Annotated in this window: 20 protein-coding genes; 14 read left to right on the forward strand and 6 right to left on the reverse strand. The window is 56.9% G+C overall.

The window, feature by feature from the left end; translation table 11 throughout:
- Positions 1 to 222 precede the first annotated feature (222 nt).
- From KIN_RS09755 to KIN_RS09785, 7 genes are all read left to right on the forward strand, one after another.
- Positions 223 to 1,056, forward strand: coding sequence for a hypothetical protein (locus KIN_RS09755; protein ID WP_243144883.1), 834 nt, complete (start codon positions 223 to 225; stop codon positions 1,054 to 1,056).
- Positions 1,049 to 2,101 carry a glycosyltransferase gene (locus KIN_RS09760; RefSeq protein ID WP_159806406.1) on the forward strand — a complete coding sequence of 351 codons (1,053 nt, stop codon included), beginning with the start codon at positions 1,049 to 1,051 and terminating at the stop codon, positions 2,099 to 2,101. Before KIN_RS09755 ends, KIN_RS09760 begins: the two co-directional genes overlap by 8 nt.
- Entirely contained in the window at positions 2,098 to 3,090 is a 993-nt protein-coding gene (locus KIN_RS09765; protein WP_159806408.1) for a sulfotransferase family protein, read from the forward strand. Before KIN_RS09760 ends, KIN_RS09765 begins: the two co-directional genes overlap by 4 nt.
- Complete coding sequence (locus KIN_RS09770) at positions 3,087 to 4,256, forward strand: hypothetical protein (RefSeq protein WP_159806410.1); 1,170 nt, start codon at positions 3,087 to 3,089, stop codon at positions 4,254 to 4,256. The genes KIN_RS09765 and KIN_RS09770 overlap by 4 nt, the downstream gene beginning before the upstream one ends.
- A complete protein-coding gene (locus KIN_RS09775) occupies positions 4,253 to 5,209 on the forward strand; it encodes a glycosyltransferase family 2 protein (RefSeq protein ID WP_159806412.1) in 957 nt (318 codons plus the stop codon). Before KIN_RS09770 ends, KIN_RS09775 begins: the two co-directional genes overlap by 4 nt.
- A 217-nt stretch (positions 5,210 to 5,426) precedes the next feature.
- Complete coding sequence (locus KIN_RS09780) at positions 5,427 to 6,401, forward strand: UDP-glucuronic acid decarboxylase family protein (protein WP_174239112.1); 975 nt, start codon at positions 5,427 to 5,429, stop codon at positions 6,399 to 6,401.
- Positions 6,398 to 7,894, forward strand: coding sequence for an NAD(P)/FAD-dependent oxidoreductase (locus KIN_RS09785; RefSeq protein ID WP_243144884.1), 1,497 nt, complete (start codon positions 6,398 to 6,400; stop codon positions 7,892 to 7,894). Before KIN_RS09780 ends, KIN_RS09785 begins: the two co-directional genes overlap by 4 nt.
- A gap of 7 nt (positions 7,895 to 7,901) precedes the next feature.
- On the opposite strand, the gene KIN_RS09790 is transcribed toward KIN_RS09785, so the two are convergent.
- From KIN_RS09790 to KIN_RS09800, 3 genes are all read right to left on the reverse strand, one after another.
- Positions 7,902 to 8,327: a universal stress protein gene (locus KIN_RS09790; RefSeq protein WP_159806416.1), complete on the reverse strand. Its 426-nt coding sequence runs from the start codon at positions 8,325 to 8,327 to the stop codon at positions 7,902 to 7,904.
- Positions 8,328 to 8,342: 15 nt separating this feature from the next.
- Positions 8,343 to 11,102 carry a TRAP transporter permease gene (locus tag KIN_RS09795; RefSeq protein WP_159806418.1) on the reverse strand — a complete coding sequence of 920 codons (2,760 nt, stop codon included), beginning with the start codon at positions 11,100 to 11,102 and terminating at the stop codon, positions 8,343 to 8,345.
- Positions 11,103 to 11,212: 110 nt separating this feature from the next.
- Positions 11,213 to 12,175, reverse strand: a complete 963-nt coding sequence (locus tag KIN_RS09800) for a TAXI family TRAP transporter solute-binding subunit (RefSeq protein ID WP_159806420.1) — start codon at positions 12,173 to 12,175, stop codon at positions 11,213 to 11,215.
- Between the two features lie 189 nt (positions 12,176 to 12,364).
- On the opposite strand from KIN_RS09800, the gene KIN_RS09805 reads away from it, so the two are divergent.
- Positions 12,365 to 13,684: an aspartate aminotransferase family protein gene (locus KIN_RS09805; protein WP_159806422.1), complete on the forward strand. Its 1,320-nt coding sequence runs from the start codon at positions 12,365 to 12,367 to the stop codon at positions 13,682 to 13,684.
- Between the two features lie 3 nt (positions 13,685 to 13,687).
- Here KIN_RS09805 and KIN_RS09810 read toward each other — a convergent pair whose 3' ends face one another.
- Entirely contained in the window at positions 13,688 to 14,941 is a 1,254-nt protein-coding gene (locus tag KIN_RS09810) for a DNA polymerase IV (protein WP_159806424.1), read from the reverse strand.
- Positions 14,942 to 15,053: 112 nt separating this feature from the next.
- On the opposite strand from KIN_RS09810, the gene KIN_RS09815 reads away from it, so the two are divergent.
- From KIN_RS09815 to KIN_RS09825, 3 genes are all read left to right on the forward strand, one after another.
- A complete protein-coding gene (locus KIN_RS09815) occupies positions 15,054 to 15,947 on the forward strand; it encodes an SPFH domain-containing protein (RefSeq protein ID WP_159806426.1) in 894 nt (297 codons plus the stop codon).
- A gap of 2 nt (positions 15,948 to 15,949) precedes the next feature.
- A complete protein-coding gene (locus tag KIN_RS09820; RefSeq protein ID WP_306439003.1) occupies positions 15,950 to 16,231 on the forward strand; it encodes an NfeD family protein in 282 nt (93 codons plus the stop codon).
- 240 nt (positions 16,232 to 16,471) lie between these two features.
- Positions 16,472 to 16,816, forward strand: coding sequence for a hypothetical protein (locus tag KIN_RS09825; protein WP_159806428.1), 345 nt, complete (start codon positions 16,472 to 16,474; stop codon positions 16,814 to 16,816).
- A 60-nt stretch (positions 16,817 to 16,876) separates the two neighbouring features.
- Here the strand turns inward: KIN_RS09825 and pyrF are convergent, their stop codons facing one another.
- Entirely contained in the window at positions 16,877 to 17,566 is a 690-nt protein-coding gene (pyrF, locus tag KIN_RS09830) for an orotidine-5'-phosphate decarboxylase (RefSeq protein WP_159806430.1), read from the reverse strand.
- A gap of 243 nt (positions 17,567 to 17,809) precedes the next feature.
- Here pyrF and clpB point away from each other — a divergent pair, with 243 nt between their 5' ends.
- The gene (clpB, locus tag KIN_RS09835; protein WP_159806432.1) at positions 17,810 to 20,428 is read left to right on the forward strand and encodes an ATP-dependent chaperone ClpB; all 2,619 of its coding nucleotides are present in this window, start codon (positions 17,810 to 17,812) and stop codon (positions 20,426 to 20,428) included.
- A gap of 69 nt (positions 20,429 to 20,497) precedes the next feature.
- Here the strand turns inward: clpB and KIN_RS09840 are convergent, their stop codons facing one another.
- The gene (locus tag KIN_RS09840) at positions 20,498 to 20,986 is read right to left on the reverse strand and encodes a fasciclin domain-containing protein (protein WP_159806434.1); all 489 of its coding nucleotides are present in this window, start codon (positions 20,984 to 20,986) and stop codon (positions 20,498 to 20,500) included.
- Between the two features lie 243 nt (positions 20,987 to 21,229).
- Here KIN_RS09840 and KIN_RS09845 point away from each other — a divergent pair, with 243 nt between their 5' ends.
- Both KIN_RS09845 and msrP read left to right on the forward strand, forming a co-directional pair.
- Positions 21,230 to 22,729: an FMN-binding glutamate synthase family protein gene (locus tag KIN_RS09845; protein ID WP_159806436.1), complete on the forward strand. Its 1,500-nt coding sequence runs from the start codon at positions 21,230 to 21,232 to the stop codon at positions 22,727 to 22,729.
- 71 nt (positions 22,730 to 22,800) lie between these two features.
- Positions 22,801 to 23,715 (forward strand): protein-methionine-sulfoxide reductase catalytic subunit MsrP, encoded by a 915-nt coding sequence (msrP, locus tag KIN_RS09850; RefSeq protein ID WP_159806438.1) that lies wholly within the window; start codon positions 22,801 to 22,803, stop codon positions 23,713 to 23,715.
- The last annotated feature ends 5 nt before the right edge of the window (positions 23,716 to 23,720 follow it).

Raw genomic sequence — 23,720 nt, forward strand, 5'->3', positions numbered from 1 at the left:
CCGCGGCACAGGGTGTAGGTTGGGCAAAGTAAGGGTTTGAATGGGGTGCTGGGAAAATGGTCGTTTTTCTAAACAAATCACACAATTTGGCGGCGCATCGTTGTGTCTGATACTTCGGTTGTTCGACTTGTGAGCTGTTTGGGTGTTGATCTCGAATTGTCTCATTTGCCTCATTTTCTGGCGCACTATCAGCAACTTGGTGTTCGCGCAGACAGAATTCATATGATTCTGAACTCTGCGGATCCAGATGCACCGGGATTTGAGCAGGCGGAGCGGATCCTTGCCGATCTCGGCGCTGCACCGCCGCGTCGCTGGGTCGAGCGCTACACAAGCGATGGAATGTGGGCGGAGCGTCGCCGACTTCAGCGGGACATCGCTGACCGCGGTGACTGGATCTTGAATGCGGATGTGGATGAGCACCACGCCTATCCCGGGTCCATCGGCTCTGTCATCGCCCATTGCGAAACAAAGGGATACAACGCAGTGCAGGGTGTTCTCATTGATCGCCTTTCCGAGACCGGTGCGTTGAACCCCGTGTTGGAAACGCCGCCGTTGTCAGTGCAGTTCCCGCTGCAGGCCGAGATGCATCTGTCACTGATGGGTCGCGGCAAGTACCACGGTGTCGATGGCACAACGAAACTGATGCTACACAGCGCGCGTGTTTTGCCAAGCCGCGGTGGTCATAATCCATCTCCGGAGGGGGAAGCGCCGCGATATCTGGTAGGTGGGCGGCTTGCGACCTTTCCGGGGGTTATGCGCCCTGAGTTTCGGTTCGCCTTCCCGTTTCGAGTGGATCACTACAAGTGGACTGCGACCCGCGAAACGACGTTCAAACGGCGGATTGAAACGCCTGGTGTAAGCGCCGCGGGTAAGGAGGTCGGCGGTCAGTTGACGCGGTATCTGGCGGAACACGGACAGATCAGATTGCAGGACGTGGCGGTTCACAAGGGCCACCGCGCATCCTCATCCTGGAAGTTCTTGGCGTTCCGAATGCGTTTGGCAGCGCGCATGCGCGCGAAATTCGCGCAGCGCTCGACGCGGCCAGCCAATGCCTGAAGCCGCGGATGGTCCTCCGCCTGCGATCAGCGTTTTGATGAGCTTGCGCAACGGGGCTGCCCATCTTCCTGCGACCTTGAACAGCCTGGCCGATTTAAGATCACCGTCCGGGCAGATCATCGAATTTGTTATCGTTGATGACGGAAGTGATGATGAAACACCTGCGCTTCTGGCGGGGTGGGTCGAACGCGATGACCGCGTCCGCGTGCTCAGGCGGGACACGCCCACGGGTCTTGCTGCGGCGCTAAATTATGGGCTGGAGGCATGCGGCGCACCGTTGGTTGCGCGGGCGGACGGGGACGATCTTTACCATCCGGACCGTCTGATCCTGCAGGCCGATGCCTTCACCGATAATCCCGATCTTGGTGTCTTGTCCTGCGGGTATGACCGGATCTCTGATGACGATGAACTGATATCGACAGTGATCCCACCCACTGGTCCTGACATCCTGCGTTTTCGCATGTTGTTTATGAACCCGATCCTGCATCCGGGCGTGATGTTTCGAACGGCCGTTGTGCGCGATGTCGGCGGCTATGATCCCGCCTACTGGACCGCGCAGGACAGCGATCTTTGGGCACGTCTGCGCGACAAGACGGTGATCGACAATCTGCCTGACAGCTTGGTGAGGTACCGCGTTCATTCAGGGTCTGTCATGAAGACCCGCGGGGATGCGGGGCAGAAACTCAGCCGGAGCGTACCAGAACGTTTGCAAACGGACTATTTCGGCGGCGAATTGCCCTACGATGTGGGGTCCACCGTCGATTTGTTTCAGGGGTTCAAGCCTTTGTCCGCCGATAAGGTCCGTGCCGGGATAAACGGCTTGCAGGACATCTACGCCATCGCGAAACATCGCGAGACGCCAGCCGTTCTGGTCGATTTTCGCAGACAGGTCATAGGCTCCATGTTGAAACAGGCAAAATGGATCAAGGGGAAGGCGCCGCTGGCCGCGCTTGCGCTGTGGCGAGCCGCTTTGGCATTCAAGATGGCAGGTTCGGCGACGGCATCCACAACGTCAAGCCCGGACCGGAAGGTCCCTCAGCTATGACCACAACCCCGGCTGATCCAGTTTCCCAAAAACGGGCCGGTTACCATTCCGTGCCGGTTTTTGATGGTCGTGCATCCCGGCGACACACGGACATGCCGCTCTGGCGGCTAAGGGCAATGTCATACGTCCCGGTGCGGGGCGTTGATCCTGCTAGGGCGCAGACTTTCGCCCAGTTCGTGGGGTTTCCCCGGTCTGGGCATTCGCTGATCGGCGCCCTAATCGACGCGCATCCACGGGCCATTGTCGCACATGAGCTCGATGCGATGGGCCTGTTCCGCGGGGGTTTGTCCTATGCGCAGATAGCGCGGTTGATCGCTCGAAATGCCCGCGCGTTTGCCGACAACGGCAAGTGGTGGAACGGATATTCCTATGCGGTGGATGGCGTGTCGTCTTCTGATCAGTCGCCGCAAGTGATCGGTGACAAGAAGGGCGATTGGGCCGCGCGATGGTCTGCGGCTACGCCGGGTTTGCTTGATCGTGTCCTAAAATCCAGTGCGCCGCATCCGCGCTGGCTGCTGGTGACACGCGCGCCGGAGGACAATATTGCGACGATGACATTGCGGCGTGGCGGAGCCTATGATCGCATACGGATCAAGGCTGCATCGGATGGCGTTTCCGCAGGGCCAGCGGTTGACGCGGCCCAAGCAGATGGCACTCTGCCCACCGGGGCATCAGACGCTATGATTGCCGACTACCGCAGTTTATGCGACGCTATCGCGGATATGAAAACGCGTATCCCGCCCGAGAACTGGCTCGAGATTGGGTATGAGGCTTTCACCCAAGATCCCGTTGCAGGACTGCGCCGCATCGCAGATTTTCTTAAACTGAACGCCGAGGATGACTGGCTCAACGCGGCCTCGGCACTGGTTCATGCAGGCCGGTCCCGGTCCCGTGACCGGCTCAGTTGGACAGATGCCCAGATTCAGGATGTCGATGAGCTAACAACGCAATTCGACTTTCTGAAAAGGTATGAAAGGGTTGGTGCGTGAGCGGTTGGCGGTTGACGAAATTGACCCAGTCCCTGGCAGAGAGCGGCGGGATTTCCCATTCTTACTACGACATACCGGTGTTTGACGAGCCGGGTGCTCAGATCATAGCCCACAGATTGCCGTTCACCATGCGCCATCCAGGCGCTGAAGATGCCGTCGAGATCGGACTGGTAGGTTGCAACGCCGCGGGACCGGACAATTTTCAGATAATCGGAGAGAGCCGGGCGTGGTCTTGGCAGCAAGGTCCCATGGCACAGTGGATTGCGGGCGGACCGCGCGTCGTCTGGAATGACCGTGAGGACGGAAAGATCGTGGCGCGGGTGAAAGATACATTGACCGGAGACGTACGGACACTCCCAGGACAAGTTTATGCAATTGATGCGGCGGGGAAAACCGCGCTTTCGCTTGATATGACCCGGCTTGATGCCCTGCGAGCTGGCTATGGCTATCCAGGCGGCGTCGCCCCCGATGGGTTGTCACGCGCGCCGGCCGATGACGGTGTCTGGGCGATGGATATCGAAACCGGGCATCGGACGCTTTTGTTGGATATCAGGCGCGCTGTTGGGTTCATGAACAAACACCGTGGCTGGCGAGACTATATAAAGCGGCAGGGTCTGCGCGTGCATTACTGGTTCAATCACGCCAAGATCTCACCTGACGGGACGCGATTTACGATTAAACTCCGGTGGCGTCGGATCGGGCGCGGTTGGGACGATCGACAAGGTGTCAGTTTGACCTGTAAAATGGATGGCAGCGATCTGAGGTTTTTGGCGCCCGCGACCAGCCACGTCATCTGGCTCGACAGCGAACGGCTCTATTTCTGGCAGCGCAATGCGTTGCGGCTCTATCTCGACAGCGCGCCCTTGGGGACAATGCTGCATCAAATGGCCCCTGATCTGGTCACGGCAAATGTCCACATGAGACATCTGGATGACGGCAACCTGTTTGTGCTCGATACGCCCTATAACGAAAAGATCGATGTGATCACTTGGGATGCAGCGGCGGATGTGTCTCAGACCATCGCGACCTTTACAGGCCATGTTCCGAAGTCCGGTCCCTTCAGATGCGATCTGCATCCGTGCCCGTCCGCTGATGGCAAGCGGATCGCACTGACGTCCCTGCAGGACGGTGCGCGGGATGTGTATCTCTTGGATCGCATGGGATGAGCACGCCAACGGTCTCGGTTATTATCCCGACTTATCAGCGACCGGATCTCGTCTGCGATGCCATCAGATCAGCCCTGGCGCAGAGCTTCACCGATCTTGAAGTTATTGTCGTCGTGGACGGCGGCGATCCCGCAACCGTGACGGCGCTTGATCAGTTAAAAGACCCTCGGTTGCGTGTTCTCACACCTACAGAGCAAATGGGAAATGCCGCCGCGCGGAATCACGGACTGGATGCAGCGACCGGCACTTGGATCGCACTTCTAGACGATGATGATGTGTGGATGAAGGAGAAGCTTTCCATTCAACTGGATGCGGCGAAAGCAGCCCAGAGCCGCGGGATCGCTATGCCCATCGTCTCTTGCCGCTTTGTTGCGCGCAGTGACACTGCCAGTTTTGTTTGGCCAAGGCATCTGCCGGAACCAAGTCAACCTTTGAGCGAGTACCTCTTCTGTCGCAAACGCCCCGGGACCGGAGATGGTGTGGTCCAAACCTCGACGATGCTGGTCCCTGGAGCTCTCTTCGATCAAGCGCGGTTCGATCCGGACTGTAAGCGGTTTGTCGATGTGGACTGGATTCTGCGCGCGGTTCAGATAAGGGGCGTCGAGGTTGTTTTCCCCGATGCAAGGCAACCCCTTTCGCTCTGGGCAATGGACGATCGGCCACGTATCTCGCTTGAGGGGGCATGGCGGGATGATGTGGACTGGATCAAGGCTCGCCGTCATCTAACGACGTCCCGTGCTCGCGCCGCGTTTTTGTTAACACTTCCCAGTATCCGGGCGGCTCGCGAAGGGGACATCCGCGCGCTTTGGCTTTTACTACAGGCGGCCTTGTCCGAGGGGCGGCCGGGCTTGGCAGAGCTTGTTTTTCACGTGGCAAATTTCACGCTGCCACACAGCCTTAAGCACTGGTTGGCACGCCGCGCAGCAGGCCCTTCCAAAACACCAAGCGCCTGAAAAACCCGCAAATCGCCCACTGTTTCGCCGATCCGCCTCGGCGTTCTCAGCACGTTCCTGCCATTCGATCCCTTTAAAAAAGCTTAACTTGCTCTTAATAGGTGTTTCGCGGCTTCTGTGACTGTTTTTGCAGGCGCAGAATCAAGCGGCCCGGAACTTTAATTGCTTCAAGTCGTTAATTTCAGTTGCCTGACCGACAGCATGCTTTGGGGTGCATATGGAAAAGCGAATTCTCGTGTCCGGTGGGTCCGGCTTTCTGGGTAGTCATCTCTGTGAGCGTCTTGTTGCCCAAGGCAATGACGTGCTTTGCGTCGACAATTATTTTACTGGTCGCAAGCGCAACATCGCGCATCTGATCGGCAAGCCAAACTTCGAAGCAATGCGCCACGACATCACGTTTCCGCTCTATGTCGAGGTTGACGAGATCTACAACATGGCGTGCCCGGCCTCGCCCCGACACTATCAGCATGATCCCGTACAGACTACGAAGACAAGTGTTGTCGGCGCGATCAATCTTCTCGGCCTAGCGAAGCGCACAGGCGCCAAGATTTTACAGGCGTCGACCTCTGAAATTTACGGCGATCCTGATATTCATCCGCAAACTGAAGATTATTGGGGGAACGTGAACACGATCGGCCCACGCGCCTGCTATGATGAGGGTAAGCGGTGTGCCGAGACACTGTTTTCCGACTATCACCGTCAGCACGATCTGCGCGTGAAAATCGTCCGCATTTTCAATACTTACGGTCCGCGTATGCTGCCTGATGATGGTAGGGTTGTCTCAAACTTCATCGTTCAAGCCCTCAATGAAAAACCCATCACAGTCTACGGGGAAGGCAAGCAGACCCGGTCATTCTGCTATGTGGACGATATGGTAGATGCACTGATGGCTGTGATGGCCACGCCTGATGACGTCACGGGTCCGGTCAACGCGGGCAACCCCGAAGAGGTCGAGATCGGGGAGCTTGCCCGCAGGATTACAGACAAGGTCGGCGCTGCAGCGTCCATCGAATATCAAGAAAGCCCGGTGGACGATCCCAGACGACGGTGCCCCGATATCTCGCTGATCAATAAACTTACCGGTTGGAGCCCGAAGGTTCCGCTGTCTTTAGGGCTTGATCGCACAATCAGTTATTTTCGTGACGAGGCCGCGCCCGGAGCGTCACTTCATTCATTGGGGGAATCCGCATGATGGACGGCAATATCGAAGACATCGAACGACGCGCAAACGCTCTCGATCTTGCTGTCATTGGTGGTGGCCCTGCTGGTCTGACGGCGGCCTATGAGCTTTTGAAGCATGCGCCTGAAAAGTCGGTTCAGGTGTTCGAGGCTTCCGGCAAGTTGGGCGGGATTTCCCGCACCGAAGATCACAAAGGTTTCCGCTTTGACATTGGTGGACACCGATTTTTCACCAAGGTCGAAGAAGTCAACGAGATGTGGCACGAGATTTTGACGGATGACTTCATCCGGGTGCCGCGCTCCAGCCGGATTTACTACCGCGGCAAGTTCTATGATTATCCTCTGAAAATTTTTAATGCGCTCGGCAATATCGGTGCCTACGAGGCGGCGCGGATCATGGCAAGTTATGCCAAATGGAAGGTAAATCCGAACCGCGACGAGAAGAGTTTCGAGGATTGGGTGATCAACCGGTTCGGAGGGCGTCTCTACATGCACTTCTTCCGCAGCTACACAGAAAAGGTCTGGGGCATCCCCCCACGTGAAATCGAGGCGGATTGGGCCGCGCAACGGATTAAAAACCTGTCACTGACCAAGGCGATCTGGAACGCGATTTCGGGCGCGAATGACACCGCCAGTTTGATCGAGGAGTTCGATTATCCCCGCCTGGGTCCCGGCATGATGTGGGAACGCTGCGGTGAAATCATCGAAGAGAAGGGCGGGAACGTCTTTATGTATGCGCCCGTTCAGAAGTTGATACGCAAGGGCAACCGGATTGTGGCGCTTGAGACCAAGCAGAAAGATGCAGTGACCGGTGAGGTTGTCACCAACCGGGTAGAGGCCAAGAACTTCGTGAACTCGATGGGTCTCAAAGATCTGATCAATTGCATCGAGCCCGCCCCGCCACAGCATGTTCTGGACGCTGCGGCCAAGCTGAAATACCGAGATTTTCTGATCGTGACACTGGTGCTGAACACGCCTGATCCGTTTCGGGACAACTGGATCTATATCCATTCCGATGATGTCAAAGTGGCCCGCATCCAGAACTTCCGCGCCTGGTCGCAGGAGATGGTGCCAAATGACACCCAAGCGTCCATCGGCATGGAGTATTTCTGTCAGGAAGGCGACGGCCTATGGGACAGCTCAGACGAAGACCTGAAAGAGCTTGCGTCGGTTGAGATCGAACGCTTGGGCCTTGCCAAGAAAACCGATGTCGTCGACGGCGCGATCATCCGCCAGCCCAAGGCATATCCTGTCTATGACACGGAGTACAAAGATGCGGTTGCCGTGATCGAAGCTTGGATGAACTCGATGGAGAACCTCCAGACCGTAGGTCGGAACGGGCTGCACCGCTACAACAACCAAGACCATTCCATGCTGTCTGCCATGTATGCGGCGCGCAATATCCTTGGCGCCAGCCATGACCTATGGTCGGTTAATGTTGAGCGGTCCTACCACGAAGAATTCCAGCGCAAGGACACCAAGAAAGAGCCCGCGCTGGCAAGCTAATCCATGTCTATCTGATAACCATCACGGGCATCGGGGCATGACGGACCACCTTGTTGGCATGGGAGCCAACGAGGAATGTCCGAAGCTCATCCGGCGGATGCGATGCCATGAATATCGCGTCCGCCTTCACTTTTTTAGCCGCTTTCAGGATCGTCTCAGACACATGCCCATGGCCCACATGGGTCATGACCTTCGCGTGGTCTGGAACTTGTTTCTTCGCGAACTCGCCCAGATCATTCTTCATGTGCTGCAACGCCTTCTTTTCGAAGTCAGGCGGAAGGTAAGAGGCGACCAGTGCCGACCCCAAATCATGGACGATCCCCAGAATATGCAATTGGCCGTCCTTGCCGATGGCTTCTAGCGCCAGCGGCAGGGCCTTGTTCCAGCTTTCCGGGTGATGGATGTCGATGGGCAGCAGGATGTTGTCAAACATGGAAAAGTTCCTTCCCTAAGCCGTAGCCGTTTCGGCTGGACGTCCCCGCCCGCGCTGCATCATCACGACCAACGCCAAAAGGACGAGCGCCGGGATGAACATCCAGTACTTCGATGGCTGAACTGCCGGGGCCAGTACCTGTTCGATGGTTTGATCCCAATCGAAGCCAGCCTCGGCGGCCGGGCTGCCAAAGGCTACGTTGTCGATAATCACATCCTCGCCGTTCACGATGTACTCGAGGCCGGAGGCCAAAAGCCTGTCAGCACCGGTTTCCCCTTCGCCGACGGGCAGAAGAGCGGTGAACGTGACCGGATCGCCGACGGCATTCAAGCCGCTGACTTCCAGTCGCAGGTCTTGACCCACCTCCGCATCCATGGCGGCCTGTTCAATCTGTGCGGGTGGCACGTTTTCAAATGGTGCAACAACCATGTCCATCCAGAAGCCCGGTCGGAACAGGGTAAAGGCAATCAGGAGCAACAGAAGGGTTTCATGAATGCGGTTGCGGGCAAGGAACCAGCCTTGGGTGGCAGCGGCAAAGAGCAGCATCGCACATGTCGCGACAATGAAGACAAGTATACCTTGCGCCCACGTCACATCGATCAGCAAAAGATCGGTGTTGAAGATAAAGAGAAACGGCAAGGCTGCTGTCCGCAGGCTATAGAAGAACGCAACGACGCCGGTTTTGATCGGATCCCCGCCGGACACCGCTGCAGCAGCGAAACTGGCGAGGCCGACCGGGGGCGTCACATCCGCCATGATCCCAAAATAGAACACGAACAGATGGACCGCGATCAGTGGAACGATCAGTCCGTTCTGTTGCCCAAGCGTTACGATCACAGGGGCGAGCAGCGCCGACACAACGATGTAGTTTGCCGTGGTGGGCAAGCCCATTCCAAGGATCAGTGACAGGACGGCGGTCAGCACGAGGATCGCCATGATGTTTCCGCCGGACAACACCTCTACCACGTCCGCCAACGCGGATCCGACCCCGGTCTGGCTGACCGAACCCACGATGATGCCAGCCGTTGCTGTTGCGATGCCGATGCCGATCATATTGCGGGCGCCTGCGACCAGACCTTCCAGAAGGTCTACGAAACCCGCGCGTGCCTCTGCGCTGAAGCTGCTTTCGCCCCGCATCAACGCAAGGATCGGGCGCTGTGTGACGAGGATGAAAATCATGAACGCGGCTGCCCAAAAGGCCGACAAACCAGGTGAGAGGCGGTCGATCATGAGAGCCCAGACCAGCACAACGACCGGCAACAGGAAGTGCAATCCTGACCGTACCGTGGGACCAGGCATGGGGAGTTTGGTGACGGGGGCGTTCGGATCCTCCATCTTCAGCGGCGCTTCGCGGGAGCTGATGAAGAGCAATCCGATATAGACCAGCACAAGGAATCCGAAGACAACGTAGGATGCATTCTCCCCGAATGCAGGCCTAATCCAGCCCATCCCGTAATAGACGGCAAAACTGAGCGCGCAGATTGCGGCAATGGTGAAGGCGAGTGAGATCAACCAAGCAACGAGAGGCTTCGGCTCATAGGGACGCGGAAGACCCTGCATGTTCGCCTTCATCGCCTCCAGATGCACGATGTAGACCAGCGCGATGTAGCTGATGACGGCAGGCAGGAAGGCGTGTTTGACGACGTCGAAATAGGGGATGCCCACATATTCAACCATCAGGAACGCGGCAGCACCCATCACGGGAGGCATGATCTGCCCGTTAACCGAAGAGGCCACCTCGACCGCTCCGCCTTTCTCGGCCGAGAAGCCGACGCGTTTCATCAAGGGGATGGTGAATGTCCCAGTCGTCACCACATTCGCGATGGACGAGCCGGAGATCAGCCCGGTCATGGCCGAGGACACCACGGCAGCTTTTGCGGGACCGCCCCGCATGTGACCCATCAGGCTGAACGCGACTTGGATGAAGTAGTTGCCCGCACCGGCTTTATCGAGAAGTGAGCCGAAGAGGACGAAAAGGAATACGAACGAGGTAGACACACCAAGAGCGATGCCGAAGACACCTTCAGTGGTGATCCACTGGTGGTTCACGACCTCGGACAGATTGTTGCCCTTGTGGGCGATTATACCTGGCATGAGCGCGCCGAGGAATGTGTAGACCAAGAAAACAGTTGCAACGATCATGAGCGCGGGGCCAAGTGCGCGGCGCGTCGCTTCCAGCAACAACATGAGGCCTATTACCGCAACCACGAAGTCTTGCAGAATTGGGGCGCCGACCCGTTGGGCGATGCCATCATAAGCGAAATAAAGATACAGTGAGGCCGCCGCCCCAAAGAGGGCAAGACCCCATTCCCAAAGCGGAACACGATCCTTGGGGGAGCCCAAAAGAATAGCGCCGATCACCGCGACGCCGACAATCGGAATCCACCAGACGGGTGTTTCGTCCTTAGCCCCATAGATGAATAGGAACGTCAGTATAACGGGGACGGCGAGCGCGAGGATCAACTGTGCGGGCGATCGCGCGGCCGGGTAGGCAAGAAAGGCGAGCAATAATGCGAAGGCGAGGTGGAAGGACCGTGCCTCGGTGTCGTTGAACACGCCGAAATTAATCATGAAGGGGATGGGGGAGGCGATCCAAAGTTGGAACAGTGACCAGATCAGGGCGACCGCGATCAAGAAGATACCGACAGGCCCGCTTGGGGATCGTCCGCCTGTATCGGAGGAGGCCACCAGTTCATCAAGTTCTGCTTGGCTCAGCCCCCCTTTTCCGGAGGCCTCGTTTTCAACAGCCGCGGATTCGAATTGCTTATCGCTCATGATATGTCCCCCTACGCCGATGCCACCGCACAGAATTCTTCTGAATGACGGGCATCGTAGGATGGTCCCGCCGAAGCGGAGCCATCTGTTTCAATCAGGATCGGGGATCCTTACTCGATCCAACCGCGCTCGCGGTAGTATTGCTCGGCACCCGGATGCAGCGGTGCGCTTAGGCCGGCCGAGATCATTTCTTCCTCTTGCAGGTTGGCAAATGCGGGGTGCAGGCCCTTGAAGCGGTCAAAATTGTCAAAGACTGCCTTCACCACGGTGTAGACGACATCATCGGCAACATCGGCTGACGTCACGAATGTGGCCTTCACTCCGAAGGTTTGGGTGTCGTCGTCATTGCCCTTGTAGAGACCGCCGGGGATCGTCGCAGCGGCATAATACGGGTTGTCCGCGATCAGCTTGTCGATCGCTTCGCCTGTCACATCGACCAGTTTTGCATCAACTGTTGACGTGGCTTCTTGGATCGAGCCGTTAGGATGGCCCACGGTGTAGATGATGGCATCGACCTTGTTGTCACCCAAAGCGGCTGACTGTTCCGCTGGCTTCAACTCTGACGCGAGCGCGAAGTCTGAAGATGATTTTCCCATGGCGTCTAAAACAACGTCCATGGTCGCACGTTGACCAGATCCGGGATTGCCGACGTTTACACGCTTGCCGAACAGATCATCGAAGCCCTCGACACCGGAATCGGCCCGCGCCACGACAGTGAATGGCTCGCCATGTACCGAGAAGACGGCACGCAGGTTGTCAAACTTGTCGCCCTCGAACTGGGACGAGCCGTTGAATGCGTGGAACTGCCAGTCGGACTGGGCCACGCCCATGTCCATGTCACCCGCCTTGATGGCATTGATGTTCGCGATCGAGCCGCCCGTGGAGGGGGCCGTGCATTTCAGGCCGTGATCTGCGGAGCCCCGATTGACAAGGCGGCAGATCGATTGACCTACCACAAAATAGACGCCCGTCTGGCCGCCGGTCCCGATGGTGATGAAGCGGTCCTGCGCATGTGCCGCGGATACACTGACAGCAAGCGTTGCTGTCAGAAGTGCGGTACGAAGATGCAGCATAGTATTCTCCCATATTATAGTTTTTATCGACAGTTGTGCCCGAGACCTGCCTTTGTTTTGAATCAGCGTAGCACCGGAAATGCCAATCGCAAGCATAAGGTGTTTGAATATGGTGGCGTCGAACTAGGCTTTGCGTCACCGGCGTCTTCGTGGAATCGTTGAGTCACAGACCTTGTCGGAGACTGTGCGATGTCACATATTTTTCCGCGTCATTCGGCGCAGAGCTACCCGGTCGCTGTTGGTGGCGAGGGTTGCTATCTGATCGACGACACAGGCAAACGCTATCTCGATGGATCGGGTGGCGCCGCCGTATCCTGTCTGGGTCACGGTGATCCTGATGTGACCGAGGCCATCAAAGCGCAGCTGGATCAGCTTGCCTTCGCCCATACCGGGTTTTTCACAAGTGCCCCGGCCGAGGCGTTGGCTGATCTTCTGGTGGAACATGCGCCGGACGGGCTGGACCGGGTTTATCTCGTATCGGGTGGGTCAGAGGCTGCGGAGGCCGCCATAAAACTGGCGCGCCAATATTGGGTGGAAAAGGGTGCCCCAAGTCGCAGCAGGCTGATCGCACGTCGCCAAAGCTACCACGGGAACACGATAGGTGCCCTGTCAGCCGGTGGAAACGAGTGGCGCCGCGCCCAATTTGGCCCATTGCTTCTGAACGTCTCGCATATCGCACCTTGCTACGAATACCGCTTGCGCGAGGCCGGCGAAAGCGCCGAGGCCTACGGATTGAGGGCGGCCAATGCGTTGGAGGAGGAAATTCTACGCCTTGGTCCGGATACGGTGATGGCCTTCATGGCGGAGCCCGTCGTGGGGGCCACGGCGGGGGCGGTGACCGCTGCGCCCGGCTACTTCAAGCGAATACGTGAGATTTGCGACACCTACGGCGTACTACTCATTCTCGATGAAGTGATGTGCGGGATGGGCCGTACAGGATCGCTGTTTGCTTGCGAGCAGGACGGGGTCGCACCCGATATCGTGTGTATCGCGAAAGGGCTGGGTGCGGGCTACCAACCTATCGGCGCGATGCTGTGCACGGCTCAGATTTACGACGTCATCGCGGCAGGCTCTGGCTTTTTTCAACATGGACACACCTATCTTGGGCACCCGGCGGCTGCAGCAGGCGGTCTGGCCGTGGTTTCGGCTATTTTGCAGCGCGGCCTGTTGCCTCGGGTTCAGGAAAAGGGGGACGCCCTTCACGCGCGGCTAATGGAGCAGTTCAAGCAGCACCCGAATATCGGCGATATCCGGGGACGGGGGCTCTTCCGCGGCATCGAGATAGTTGAGGATCGCGAAAGCAAAGCGCCGTTCGATCCGTCCCGTCGCATTGCGGCAAACATCAAAAAAGCGGCGTTTGAGGCGGGGCTGATCTGCTATCCCATGTCGGGGACTATCGACGGCAAGCATGGCGATCACGTCCTCCTGGCCCCGCCTTTCATTATCAGCGACGATCAACTCGATGAGTTGACCGACAAGCTGAGCCAAGCCCTTAATGCTGTGATTTAGCGTTTAGCGCAACGCGCGACCCTTGGTGATCGCGTCCTTGCCAAACCGGGCTCTGATCTTGTCGGTGGCCCGTTCCGCCTCGCTGCGCTTCTCGGCATCCGGATCAAGAAGGTCGGGCGCCCGGTCTGCGTCGTCTTCATCGGTGAGATCGGAAATGCCGACGCCCAGCAAACGGTACGGCCCTTTGTCCCCGATCGCGTCAAAGAGACCCCGCGCCGTAGAATAGATCCTGTCCGCCATCTGCGTCGCATCCCGCAACGTCAGGCGTCGGGTGATGATCTGGAAATTCGCTTGCTTCAATTTAAGCGTCACCACACGCCCTGCGATCCGCTTGGCTTTCGCCCGGTCGGCCACCTTTTCCGACATCCGCCAAAGGTGTCCATCCAAAAGATCCAGATCATTGGTGTCGTCGTGAAAGGTGGTCTCGTTGGAAATACCTTTGACCGGTTCGTGCGCTGTGACCTTTCGGTAATCCTGACCGCGTGCAAGATGCCACAGCCGATCACCCATGGAGCCGAAGCGTGCATGCAGATCTTTTCGATCCCAGCGAAGCAGGTCTGAAAATGTCCGAATGCCGGCTTTCGCCAGTCCCTCGCGGCTGACAGTCCCGACGCCCCAGATCAGGCTGACGGGTTTGTCGCGCAAGAAATCTGTCGTCTCGGCCTCCCCAATGATGGAAAAGCCGCGTGGTTTGTCGAGATCGGATGCAACTTTCGCCAAAAACTTGTTGTGGCTGAGCCCAATAGAACCGGTCAGGCCAAGCTCCGTCTCCATCCGCCTAACCAGTTTGGCAAGCATCACAGCTGGGGGCGCGCCGTGCAGTTTTTCCGTTCCGCTCAGGTCCATGAAGGCCTCGTCCAGCGACAGGGGCTGAATGGCGGGTGTCAGTTCCTCCATCATAGTGCGGATTTGACGGGACACGTCGACGTAGACATCCATGCGACCCCGAACCAACACAGCCTCAGGACACAGCTTGAGCGCCTTGAACATAGGCATCGCCGATCGAACCCCTTTGATCCGCGCGATGTAGCAGGCTGTCGAGACGACGCCCCGCCGTCCACCGCCAATGATCACGGGTTTGTCAGCCAGTTCCGGATTGTCCCGTTTTTCAACCGATGCATAGAACGCATCGCAGTCCATGTGTGCGATTGACAGCTCGAACAGTTCGGGATGAGACAGCACGCGTGGACTGCCGCAGACCGGACATCGGCTTGCGTCGTTAAATTGACTAAAACAGGTGCGACAAAGGGATGGCATCGGCCGTAAAATACAGGATGCGAATTTGCAGCACAACGGGCGGTGTTCACGGTTCGGTCTTTAAAATTAGTCGATTTAACCCCATATGATGTGTGGGGGCAGAGGAGAATGTATGAATATTGAAGATTTTTTGCTGAACTTTGTCGGGAACAACATCGTGTTCCTTTTACTGGCGGCTCTGATCGTTGTGGCGATCCTCACTGGTGTGCGGATTGTTCCTCAATCTCAGAAGTTCGTGGTTGAGCGTTTCGGGAAACTGAGGTCCGTGCTGGGACCGGGTATCAACCTGATTGTTCCGTTCTTCGACAAGGTGGCGCATAGAATTTCTATTCTTGAACGGCAACTTCCCACGAATAAGCAGGACGCGATCACGAGTGATAACGTTTTGGTGCAGGTCGATACCAGCGTGTTTTACCGTATCATCGAGCCTGAAAAGACCGTGTATCGGATCCGGGATATTGACGCTGCGATTGCGACAACCGTCGCTGGTATCGTCCGGTCAGAGATCGGTACGCTTGAGCTGGACGAGGTGCAGTCCAACCGGGCACAGCTGATCATACGGATCCAGCAGTCACTGGAAAAAATCGTAGATGACTGGGGGATCGAGGTTACACGAGCTGAAATCCTTGATGTGAACCTTGATGAGGCGACGCGCGCGGCCATGCTGCAGCAGTTGAACGCCGAGCGGGCCCGTCGGGCACAGGTTACCGAGGCAGAAGGTCTCAAGCGGTCGGTTGAACTTCAGGCCGATGCGGAACTTTACGCAGCCGAACAGGCCGCCAAGGCGCGCCGTGTCCAAGCCGACGCAGAGGCCTACGCAACCAGCGTCGTGGCGCAAGCCATTGAGGACAACGGTCTTGAAGCGGCGCAGTATCAGGTTGCCCTGAAACAGGTCGAGGCGCTGACCGAGGTTGGCAAAGGCAACGGCAAACAGACTGTCTTGCTGCCCTCCGCGGTACTCGACTCCTTCGGAGACGCGTTTGGCCTGCTTAAAGGGAGATCTTAATCATGTGGACAGCCTATTGGTTCTGGTTCGCGGCAGCGTTGGGCTTGGGTATCCTCGAAGTTCTTGCCCCAGGCTTCATCCTCTTGGGCTTCGCGCTGGCAGCGGCGGTCTTGGGAGGGGTGTTCGCCATCGGCGGGCCGTTCGCGGCCTATCTTGCGGCGTCACTTCCCATCACGCTGGTGGCCTTCGCAGCATTGTCATTGATCGCATGGCTTGGATTACGCCGAATTTTCGGCAAACCGGAAAAGAGTGTCAAAGTCTGGCACACTGATATCAACGACTGATCTCTAATCTCCGTTGAACACCATATAAAGGCGCCCCGTGGGACTTCATTCCTAGGGCGCTTTTTTTGTTGGTTTTGACGATTTTTCATTTGAACACCTTTTATGTGCGTAAAAGCGCAGAAATTAGGAAAATTTCTACATTTGGTGCATTGATGGATTGCGCCGGTGGGCGCATATCAGTCTCATCAAGCGGGCAGGATGCTCCGCCACACAGAGACCAGATTAGAAAGGACTGAACCCATGAAATTCATCGTCACAGCCGCCGCAATCGCGATTTCGATCACTGCAGTATCCGCAGCAAAGGCGTCGCCAGCCCATGAATACTTCGCGCAGTTCAATGACAGCGCAGCCGAGCAGATTGTGCGTGTCGAAGCGCAGACACCAACCCGCGGTGCGACACCAAGCGTTGTCGCTGCCGCCGAGAAGCTGCAACTGGATGATAGCCGCGACGGCCAGATCTTCTTCGGTGGTAACGTTGAAAGCGAAACCGGTGGCAAAGCACAGCTCGCCGCATCGCTGGGCGTCAGCAGCGCTGACTATACATTGGCCGAACTGGTCCAAATGCGGAACTCAGAGGAAGACTAAAGCCTCTTTACTTCCCCCTTTTCTCAAGCGAGCCTCCCGGATCGGGGGGCTCGTTTTCGTTTAGGGAAGTGTTTTCAAGATGGCTTCGACCGCATGTCTGGGGTCCGTCGCCTGCCAGATGGGTCTGCCGACCACAATATGATCAGCGCCCTGAGATATCGCGGCGGCAGGCGTAGCGGTTCGTTTCTGATCATCTTTCGCAACACCATCAGGCCTGACGCCGGGTGTGACAATCTTCTTTCCCTGGGCCTCAGACATTGTCCGGATAAGACCGGCTTCGTTGGGGGACGCTATGACGCCGTCGGCCCCCGCGTCAAAGGCGCGGCCAGCCCGCTCCAGAACGAGATCTTGAACATCCCCGTCCTTCATGAGACCCGCATCAAGATCGCTCCGATCCAGTGAGGTCAGGATTGTAACAGCAAGAATTTGAAGATCAGTGCCGCTTGCGCCCTGCTTGGCTGCCTGAACAACATGCGGATCGCCATGGACTGTCAGGAAATCCAAGTCGAACTGTGCGAGACCGTGCACGGCTGCTTCTACTGTTGCGCCGATATCGAAGAGCTTCATGTCGAGAAATATGCGCTTCCCGTGGTCTTGCTTCAGCTCGTTGGCCAGCGCCAAGCCACCGCCAGTGAGCATGCCGAGGCCAATCTTGTAAAACGAAACGCTGTCGCCAAGCTTCCCGGCGAGATCAAGTCCGGCCAGCGCGTTCGGAACATCGAGCGCGACGATTAGACGATCATCTGACATGGGAGCTCCTTTGGATTTTTCTCTAGATGTCCGGGAGGATGAGGAAGGTCAAGCCGCGGCTGCATCAGTTTGCTTTTCGGACGATGTTTGGGACCGACGAAGGTGCAAATCTCATCTCGTGACATTTTTGCATCATGCGGACCTTGTGCCGGCCTGTTTTCGTTTCCATATCATGAGGAAGGTTCCCAAGGGACATGCCGCTTACGGGTGTTCGAGTGGAACGCTTATCGGAAAGGACAGATCATGAATTTGGAAAAGTTCACAGAACGCGCGCGCGGGTTTGTGCAAGCCGCTCAAACGATTGCGATGCGCGAAAGCCATCAAAGACTGGCACCCGAACATCTTTTGAAAGCTCTCTTGGATGACGAGCAAGGCCTTGCCTCTAACCTGATCGCACGGTCGGGCGGTGCCCCTGAGCGGGTTCTCGACGCCGTAGACGTGGCAATGACGAAACAGCCAAAAGTTACCGGCGATGCGGCGCAGGTCTATCTGGACACGCAGACGGCGAAGGTTCTCGATGAGGCGGAAAAGCTGGCAAAGAAGGCTGGCGACAGCTTTGTCACGGTCGAGCGGGTTCTTACCGCGCTGGCAATGGTGAAATCCAAGGCAAAAGAAGCTTTGGAAGCAGGGGATGTGACCGCCCAGAACCTGAACACAGCGATCAATGATATTCGCAAGGGCCGCACGGCGGATAGCGCATCGGCGGAAGACAGCTTCGAGGCGTTGAAAAAATATGCCCGCGATCTGACAGAGGCGGCTGAAGAGGGAAAAATTGACCCGATCATTGGCCGCGACGAGGAAATTCGGCGGACCATGCAGGTCCTGAGCCGCCGGACGAAGAACAACCCGGTTCTCATTGGTGAGCCGGGCGTGGGTAAAACCGCAATTGCCGAAGGCTTGGCTCTGCGGATTGTGAATGGCGACGTCCCGGAAAGCCTGCGCAACAAGCGCCTGATGGCGCTGGATATGGGCGCATTGATTGCTGGCGCGAAGTACCGCGGTGAGTTCGAGGAGCGCCTGAAAGCAATTCTGTCTGAAGTGACCAACGCTGCCGGCGAAATCGTACTGTTCATCGATGAGATGCATACGCTTGTCGGCGCCGGGAAGGCGGACGGAGCGATGGATGCATCAAACCTTCTCAAACCTGCTTTGGCGCGGGGTGAGTTGCACTGTGTGGGCGCTACAACTCTGGATGAATATCGCAAGCACGTGGAAAAAGACGCGGCTTTGGCGCGGCGGTTCCAGCCTGTCTTGGTGGAGGAGCCAACTGAGGAGGACACGGTTTCTATTCTGCGGGGCATCAAGGAGAAATACGAGCTGCACCATGGCGTTCGCATCTCTGACTCGGCCCTTGTCGCGGCTGCAACGCTGAGCCACCGCTACATCACGGATCGTTTTCTGCCGGACAAAGCGATTGACCTGGTCGACGAGGCAGCGTCCCGTCTGCGGATGGAGGTCGACAGCAAGCCTGAAGAGCTTGACGCGCTCGACCGGGAAATTCTGCAAAAGCAGATTGAGGCTGCGGCGTTGGAGAAAGAAGACGATGCGGCGTCGAAAGATCGGCTCGCGGCAATCGAAAAAGAACTGTCTGAACTGCAGGAGCGGTCTGCTGAGATGACCGCGCAATGGCAGGCGGAACGGGACAAGCTGGAAGGCGCGCGCGACCTCAAGGAACAGTTGGACCGTGCTCGCGCGGAACTGGACATCGCCAAGCGGGAAGGCAATCTGGCGAAGGCCGGGGAATTGTCCTACGGCGTGATCCCTCAGTTAGAGAAGCAACTGGCTGACGCGGAAGATCGTGAGAATGAAGGCGTCATGGTCGAAGAAGCCGTGCGTCCCGAACAGATTGCAAGTGTGGTCGAGCGGTGGACTGGTATCCCGACTTCCAAAATGCTGGAGGGGGAGCGCGAGAAGCTGTTGCGAATGGAAGAGGCGATCGGATCCCGCGTCATCGGTCAGAAGAGCGCCGTTCGGGCGGTCGCCAACGCAGTGCGTCGTGCGCGGGCAGGGCTGAATGATGAGAACCGCCCGCTTGGGTCCTTCCTGTTCCTTGGCCCGACCGGTGTAGGTAAAACGGAACTGACGAAAGCTGTTGCCGAGTTCCTGTTCGACGATGACAGCGCGATGGTTCGCATTGATATGTCCGAGTTTATGGAAAAGCACGCGGTGGCACGCTTGATCGGGGCTCCTCCGGGATACGTGGGCTATGACGAGGGTGGTGTCTTGACGGAAGCTGTTCGGCGCAGGCCCTATCAGGTCGTGCTGTTCGATGAGGTCGAAAAGGCCCACCCGGACGTGTTTAATGTTCTGCTTCAGGTACTGGACGACGGGGTTCTAACTGACGGACAGGGCCGCACGGTCGATTTCAAACAGACGCTGATCATTTTGACCTCTAACCTTGGTGCTCAGGCTCTCAGCCAGCTGCCAGATGGGGCCGATGCCTCGCAAGCGAAGCGAGACGTCATGGATGCTGTGCGGTCGCATTTCCGTCCAGAGTTCCTGAACCGATTGGACGAGACGATTATCTTTGATCGACTGGCGCGCAGTGACATGGCGGGGATTGTCGATATCCAGCTGCATTTGCTCGAGAAGAGGCTTGCTGGTCGAAAAATCGCGCTCAATTTGGATGAGGGTGCGCGGGCCTGGCTGGCAGAAGAAGGCTATGATCCCGTTTTCGGCGCGCGTCCTCTGAAGCGTGTCATCCAGCGTGCGCTGCAAGATCAATTGGCCGAGATGATCCTGTCGGGCGATATCAAGGATGGCGACGCAATTGACGTTAGCGCGGGTGCAGATGGTCTGCTGGTCGGAGACAGAGTCTCATCGTCCAACAGAACGCCCCCGGAAGACGCTGTCGTTCACTAACTAAAAATGGCCCCGAAGCTAATGCTCCGGGGCCTTCGATTCCGAACGGATAATTCGTTCGAATGTGCTTTAGCTTTCTGGTGGCAGAATGACGGAATCGATCACGTGGATCACACCGTTTTCTGCTTCGATGTCAGCTTGGCTTACGTTTGCGCCTTCGACAGTCACACCATTGGCTGTGCTGATTTCCACTGCCGCACCCTGAACTGTGTCTGCGGTCATCCCGTCGCTCAGATCTGTGGACATAACTTTGCCCGGTACGACATGGTATGTGAGGATGGATGTCAGACGATCTTTGTTCTCTGGCAAGAGAAGTTCATCTACTGTGCCTTCCGGCAATGCTTCAAATGCTGCGTCTGTCGGCGCAAATACTGTGAACGGACCGTCACCTTTCAGTGTTTCGACCAGACCTGCTGCTTCAGCGGCTGCAAGCAGGGTGTTGAAGCTGCCAGCGCTTTGGGCTGTGTCGACGATGTCTTTCTTCATGCTGCCCGCGTAGGACGGTGTGAAGGCCAAGGTCGCTGCTGCAACAACGGTCAGAAAAGTTCTGCGGATCATTCGATTTTCTCCCACTATAAAAATTGTCCCTCGTTATGAGAGACTGTAAGGTATACGCGGAAACCCCCCCGGCAGGATGCCGCCTACCCAAAATTTCTGGGTGTTGACCGAATGCGGATTTCGCCTAAGCCCCGCGAGTTCTCCATTTCCAGTAAATTACTTGTGATAAAATATCGGATTTCGGCTGTGATCCGACCCTGAGAATGTGCAGAACTGGCGGTAATTCAGCAGGGGTACGTGGTAATGTGGATGTTTGAATGGGCAGGCTGGGCTATTGAAGTGCTGGCCCTTACCTTTGTCTTGGTGATCGGAGTCGCCACCCTGGTTGTGGTTGTCTTTTTCGCTATTGACCGGACCCAGCGCGAAGACGCCATTCGCAGAAACTACCCTGTCATCGGTCGGTTCAGGCATCTCTTTACGGAGTTGGGGGAGTTCTTTCGTCAGTACTTCTTTGCCATGGACCGTGAGGAATTGCCGTTCAACCGCGCCCAGCGGGATTGGGTGGGCCGTGCGACCCAGCATAGCGGTAACACCGTGGCCTTTGGGTCGACCCGCAACCTGTCCGTCGTGGGCACGCCCCTTTTCGTCAACGCGCCCTTTCCACCGCTGGACAACCAGTTTGCCACAAGCGCCCCATTGATGATCGGCCCCGGTGCCGCGCAGCCCTATGTGGCCCGCTCAATCTTCAATATATCAGGCATGAGCTATGGCGCGATTTCAAAGCCGGCGGTCATTGCGCTGAGCCGCGGCGCCAAGGATGCTGGTATCTGGATGAACACGGGCGAGGGGGGATTGAGCCCCTATCATCTTGAGGGTGGAGCTGACATCGTATTCCAAATTGGAACGGCCAAGTATGGCGTTCGGGACAAGGCGGGTAATCTGGACGAAGCCAAACTGCGAGAGATCGCGGCCCATGAGCAAGTCAAGATGTTTGAGGTCAAGCTGGCTCAAGGCGCGAAGCCGGGCAAGGGTGGCATCCTTCCGGGCAACAAAGTCGGACCTGAGATCGCAAAAATCCGAGGCATAGACGAGGGGCAGGATTCCATTTCACCCAACCGCCATGTCGATATCGGGAATGTGGAAGAGCTCTTGGATTTCATTGCGCATATCCGGGACGTTACTGGCAAGCCCGTCGGTATCAAGACGGTCATGGGCTCCGCCGCGCCATTCCATGAGCTTTTTCGTGCGATCAAAGCTCGCGGTGAGGACAGCGCGCCGGATTTCATTACCATTGATGGGGGCGAGGGTGGGACCGGGGCGTCACCTCTGCCACTTATGGATCTGGTAGGGATTAGTATCCGCGAGGCGCTGCCCGAACTTGCCTGCCTTTTGCGGAACTACGGTCTGAAGCAGCGGATCCGGCTGATTGCCAGCGGCAAATTGATGGTGCCGGGTGACGTGGCGTGGGCCTTGGCTGCGGGCGCGGATTTCGTGACGAGTGCGCGGGGCTTTATGTTCTCGCTAGGCTGTATTCAGGCGATGAAGTGCAACAAGAATACCTGTCCCACGGGGATCACCACTCATGACCCGAGATTTCAGAAAGGCCTCGTGCCGGAAGACAAGTGTTTAAAGGTCGCGCGTTACGCCCAGAACATCGTCAAGGAAGTCGAGTTGATTGCCCACTCTGTCGGTGTCGCGGAGCCTCGCCAACTTCGGCGCGAACATGTGCGGATTGTGCAAGATGACGGCAGATCGGTTGCAATGGATGAACTTTATCCCGACACTCAAGCAACATCTTCGTGAGTTTGTGCGTTATGGTTTTGTCTCGTACGTTACCTATCTTATAGACACTGGGGATCAAAAAGAGGACTGACATGGCAAAGCGCTACACTTCTAATCTGACCTGGAACGACGTCACCCCTGAGAGTGTCTATCTCAATCGACGAAACTTTCTGGCCGGTGGTGCAGGCGCGATCGCTGCAGGGTCCATTGCCGGACCCGCTGCTGCAACGCAGTATTCGACCGATGAAACGCCCAACACATGGGAAGAAATCACTCAGTATAACAATTTCTATGAGTTCGGCACGGACAAGACAGATCCCGCGAAATACGCGGGCGCGCTGACAACGAGCCCCTGGAGTATCGAGATTGGTGGGCTGGTAGATAAGCCCGGTACATACGATTTCAAAGACATCATGTCCGAGATGACCATCGAAGAGCGGATTTATCGCCTGCGATGCGTCGAAGCCTGGTCCATGGTGATCCCGTGGAACGGCTTTGAACTTGCCGACCTGTTGAACATGGCAGGTGTGAAGGAAGAGGCGAAATTTGTCAGCTTCGAAACGCTCTACCGCCCTGAAGAAATGTGGGGACAGAAAAAGCACTATCTGGTTTGGCCCTATACGGAAGGTCTGCGCCTAGATGAAGCGATGCATCCGCTGACCATCATGGCCACCGGTCTCTATGGTAAAGATATGCCAAATCAGAATGGCGCACCGATCCGATTGGTTGTGCCATGGAAATACGGCTTCAAGTCGATCAAATCGATTGTGAAGATCACACTTCTTGAAGAAGAGCCGCTGACAAGCTGGAATGTCACCAACTCAGACGAATATGGCTTCTACGCGAACGTCAATCCGCTGGTTGATCACCCACGGTGGTCGCAGGCCACAGAGCGTCGTATCGGGGGCGGCATCTTCGCAAAACGTATCCCGACAAAAATGTTTAATGGATATGGGGATGAAGTGGCCGATATGTATAAGGGTATGGATCTGGCGAAATACTACTGACGTGC

Origin of the sequence: Litoreibacter roseus (assembly GCF_009811795.1) — a bacterium.
GTDB lineage: Bacteria > Pseudomonadota > Alphaproteobacteria > Rhodobacterales > Rhodobacteraceae > Litoreibacter > Litoreibacter roseus.

Excerpts from the sequence above, each read along its gene's own strand:
- KIN_RS09800 (WP_159806420.1), bottom strand. The coding sequence starts at position 12,175 with ATGCTGCATCTTCGTACCGCACTTCTGACAGCAACGCTTGCTGTCAGT.
- KIN_RS09845 (WP_159806436.1), top strand. The coding sequence starts at position 21,230 with ATGTGGATGTTTGAATGGGCAGGCTGGGCTATTGAAGTGCTGGCCCTT.
- KIN_RS09775 (WP_159806412.1), top strand. The coding sequence starts at position 4,253 with ATGAGCACGCCAACGGTCTCGGTTATTATCCCGACTTATCAGCGACCG.
- KIN_RS09755 (WP_243144883.1), top strand. The coding sequence starts at position 223 with ATGATTCTGAACTCTGCGGATCCAGATGCACCGGGATTTGAGCAGGCG.
- KIN_RS09790 (WP_159806416.1), bottom strand. The coding sequence starts at position 8,327 with ATGTTTGACAACATCCTGCTGCCCATCGACATCCATCACCCGGAAAGC.
- KIN_RS09825 (WP_159806428.1), top strand. The coding sequence starts at position 16,472 with ATGAAATTCATCGTCACAGCCGCCGCAATCGCGATTTCGATCACTGCA.
- KIN_RS09795 (WP_159806418.1), bottom strand. The coding sequence starts at position 11,102 with ATGAGCGATAAGCAATTCGAATCCGCGGCTGTTGAAAACGAGGCCTCC.
- KIN_RS09760 (WP_159806406.1), top strand. The coding sequence starts at position 1,049 with ATGCCTGAAGCCGCGGATGGTCCTCCGCCTGCGATCAGCGTTTTGATG.
- KIN_RS09810 (WP_159806424.1), bottom strand. The coding sequence starts at position 14,941 with ATGCCATCCCTTTGTCGCACCTGTTTTAGTCAATTTAACGACGCAAGC.
- KIN_RS09805 (WP_159806422.1), top strand. The coding sequence starts at position 12,365 with ATGTCACATATTTTTCCGCGTCATTCGGCGCAGAGCTACCCGGTCGCT.
- KIN_RS09840 (WP_159806434.1), bottom strand. The coding sequence starts at position 20,986 with ATGATCCGCAGAACTTTTCTGACCGTTGTTGCAGCAGCGACCTTGGCC.
- msrP (WP_159806438.1), top strand. The coding sequence starts at position 22,801 with ATGGCAAAGCGCTACACTTCTAATCTGACCTGGAACGACGTCACCCCT.
- KIN_RS09780 (WP_174239112.1), top strand. The coding sequence starts at position 5,427 with ATGGAAAAGCGAATTCTCGTGTCCGGTGGGTCCGGCTTTCTGGGTAGT.
- clpB (WP_159806432.1), top strand. The coding sequence starts at position 17,810 with ATGAATTTGGAAAAGTTCACAGAACGCGCGCGCGGGTTTGTGCAAGCC.
- KIN_RS09785 (WP_243144884.1), top strand. The coding sequence starts at position 6,398 with ATGATGGACGGCAATATCGAAGACATCGAACGACGCGCAAACGCTCTC.
- pyrF (WP_159806430.1), bottom strand. The coding sequence starts at position 17,566 with ATGTCAGATGATCGTCTAATCGTCGCGCTCGATGTTCCGAACGCGCTG.
- KIN_RS09765 (WP_159806408.1), top strand. The coding sequence starts at position 2,098 with ATGACCACAACCCCGGCTGATCCAGTTTCCCAAAAACGGGCCGGTTAC.
- KIN_RS09820 (WP_306439003.1), top strand. The coding sequence starts at position 15,950 with ATGTGGACAGCCTATTGGTTCTGGTTCGCGGCAGCGTTGGGCTTGGGT.
- KIN_RS09815 (WP_159806426.1), top strand. The coding sequence starts at position 15,054 with ATGAATATTGAAGATTTTTTGCTGAACTTTGTCGGGAACAACATCGTG.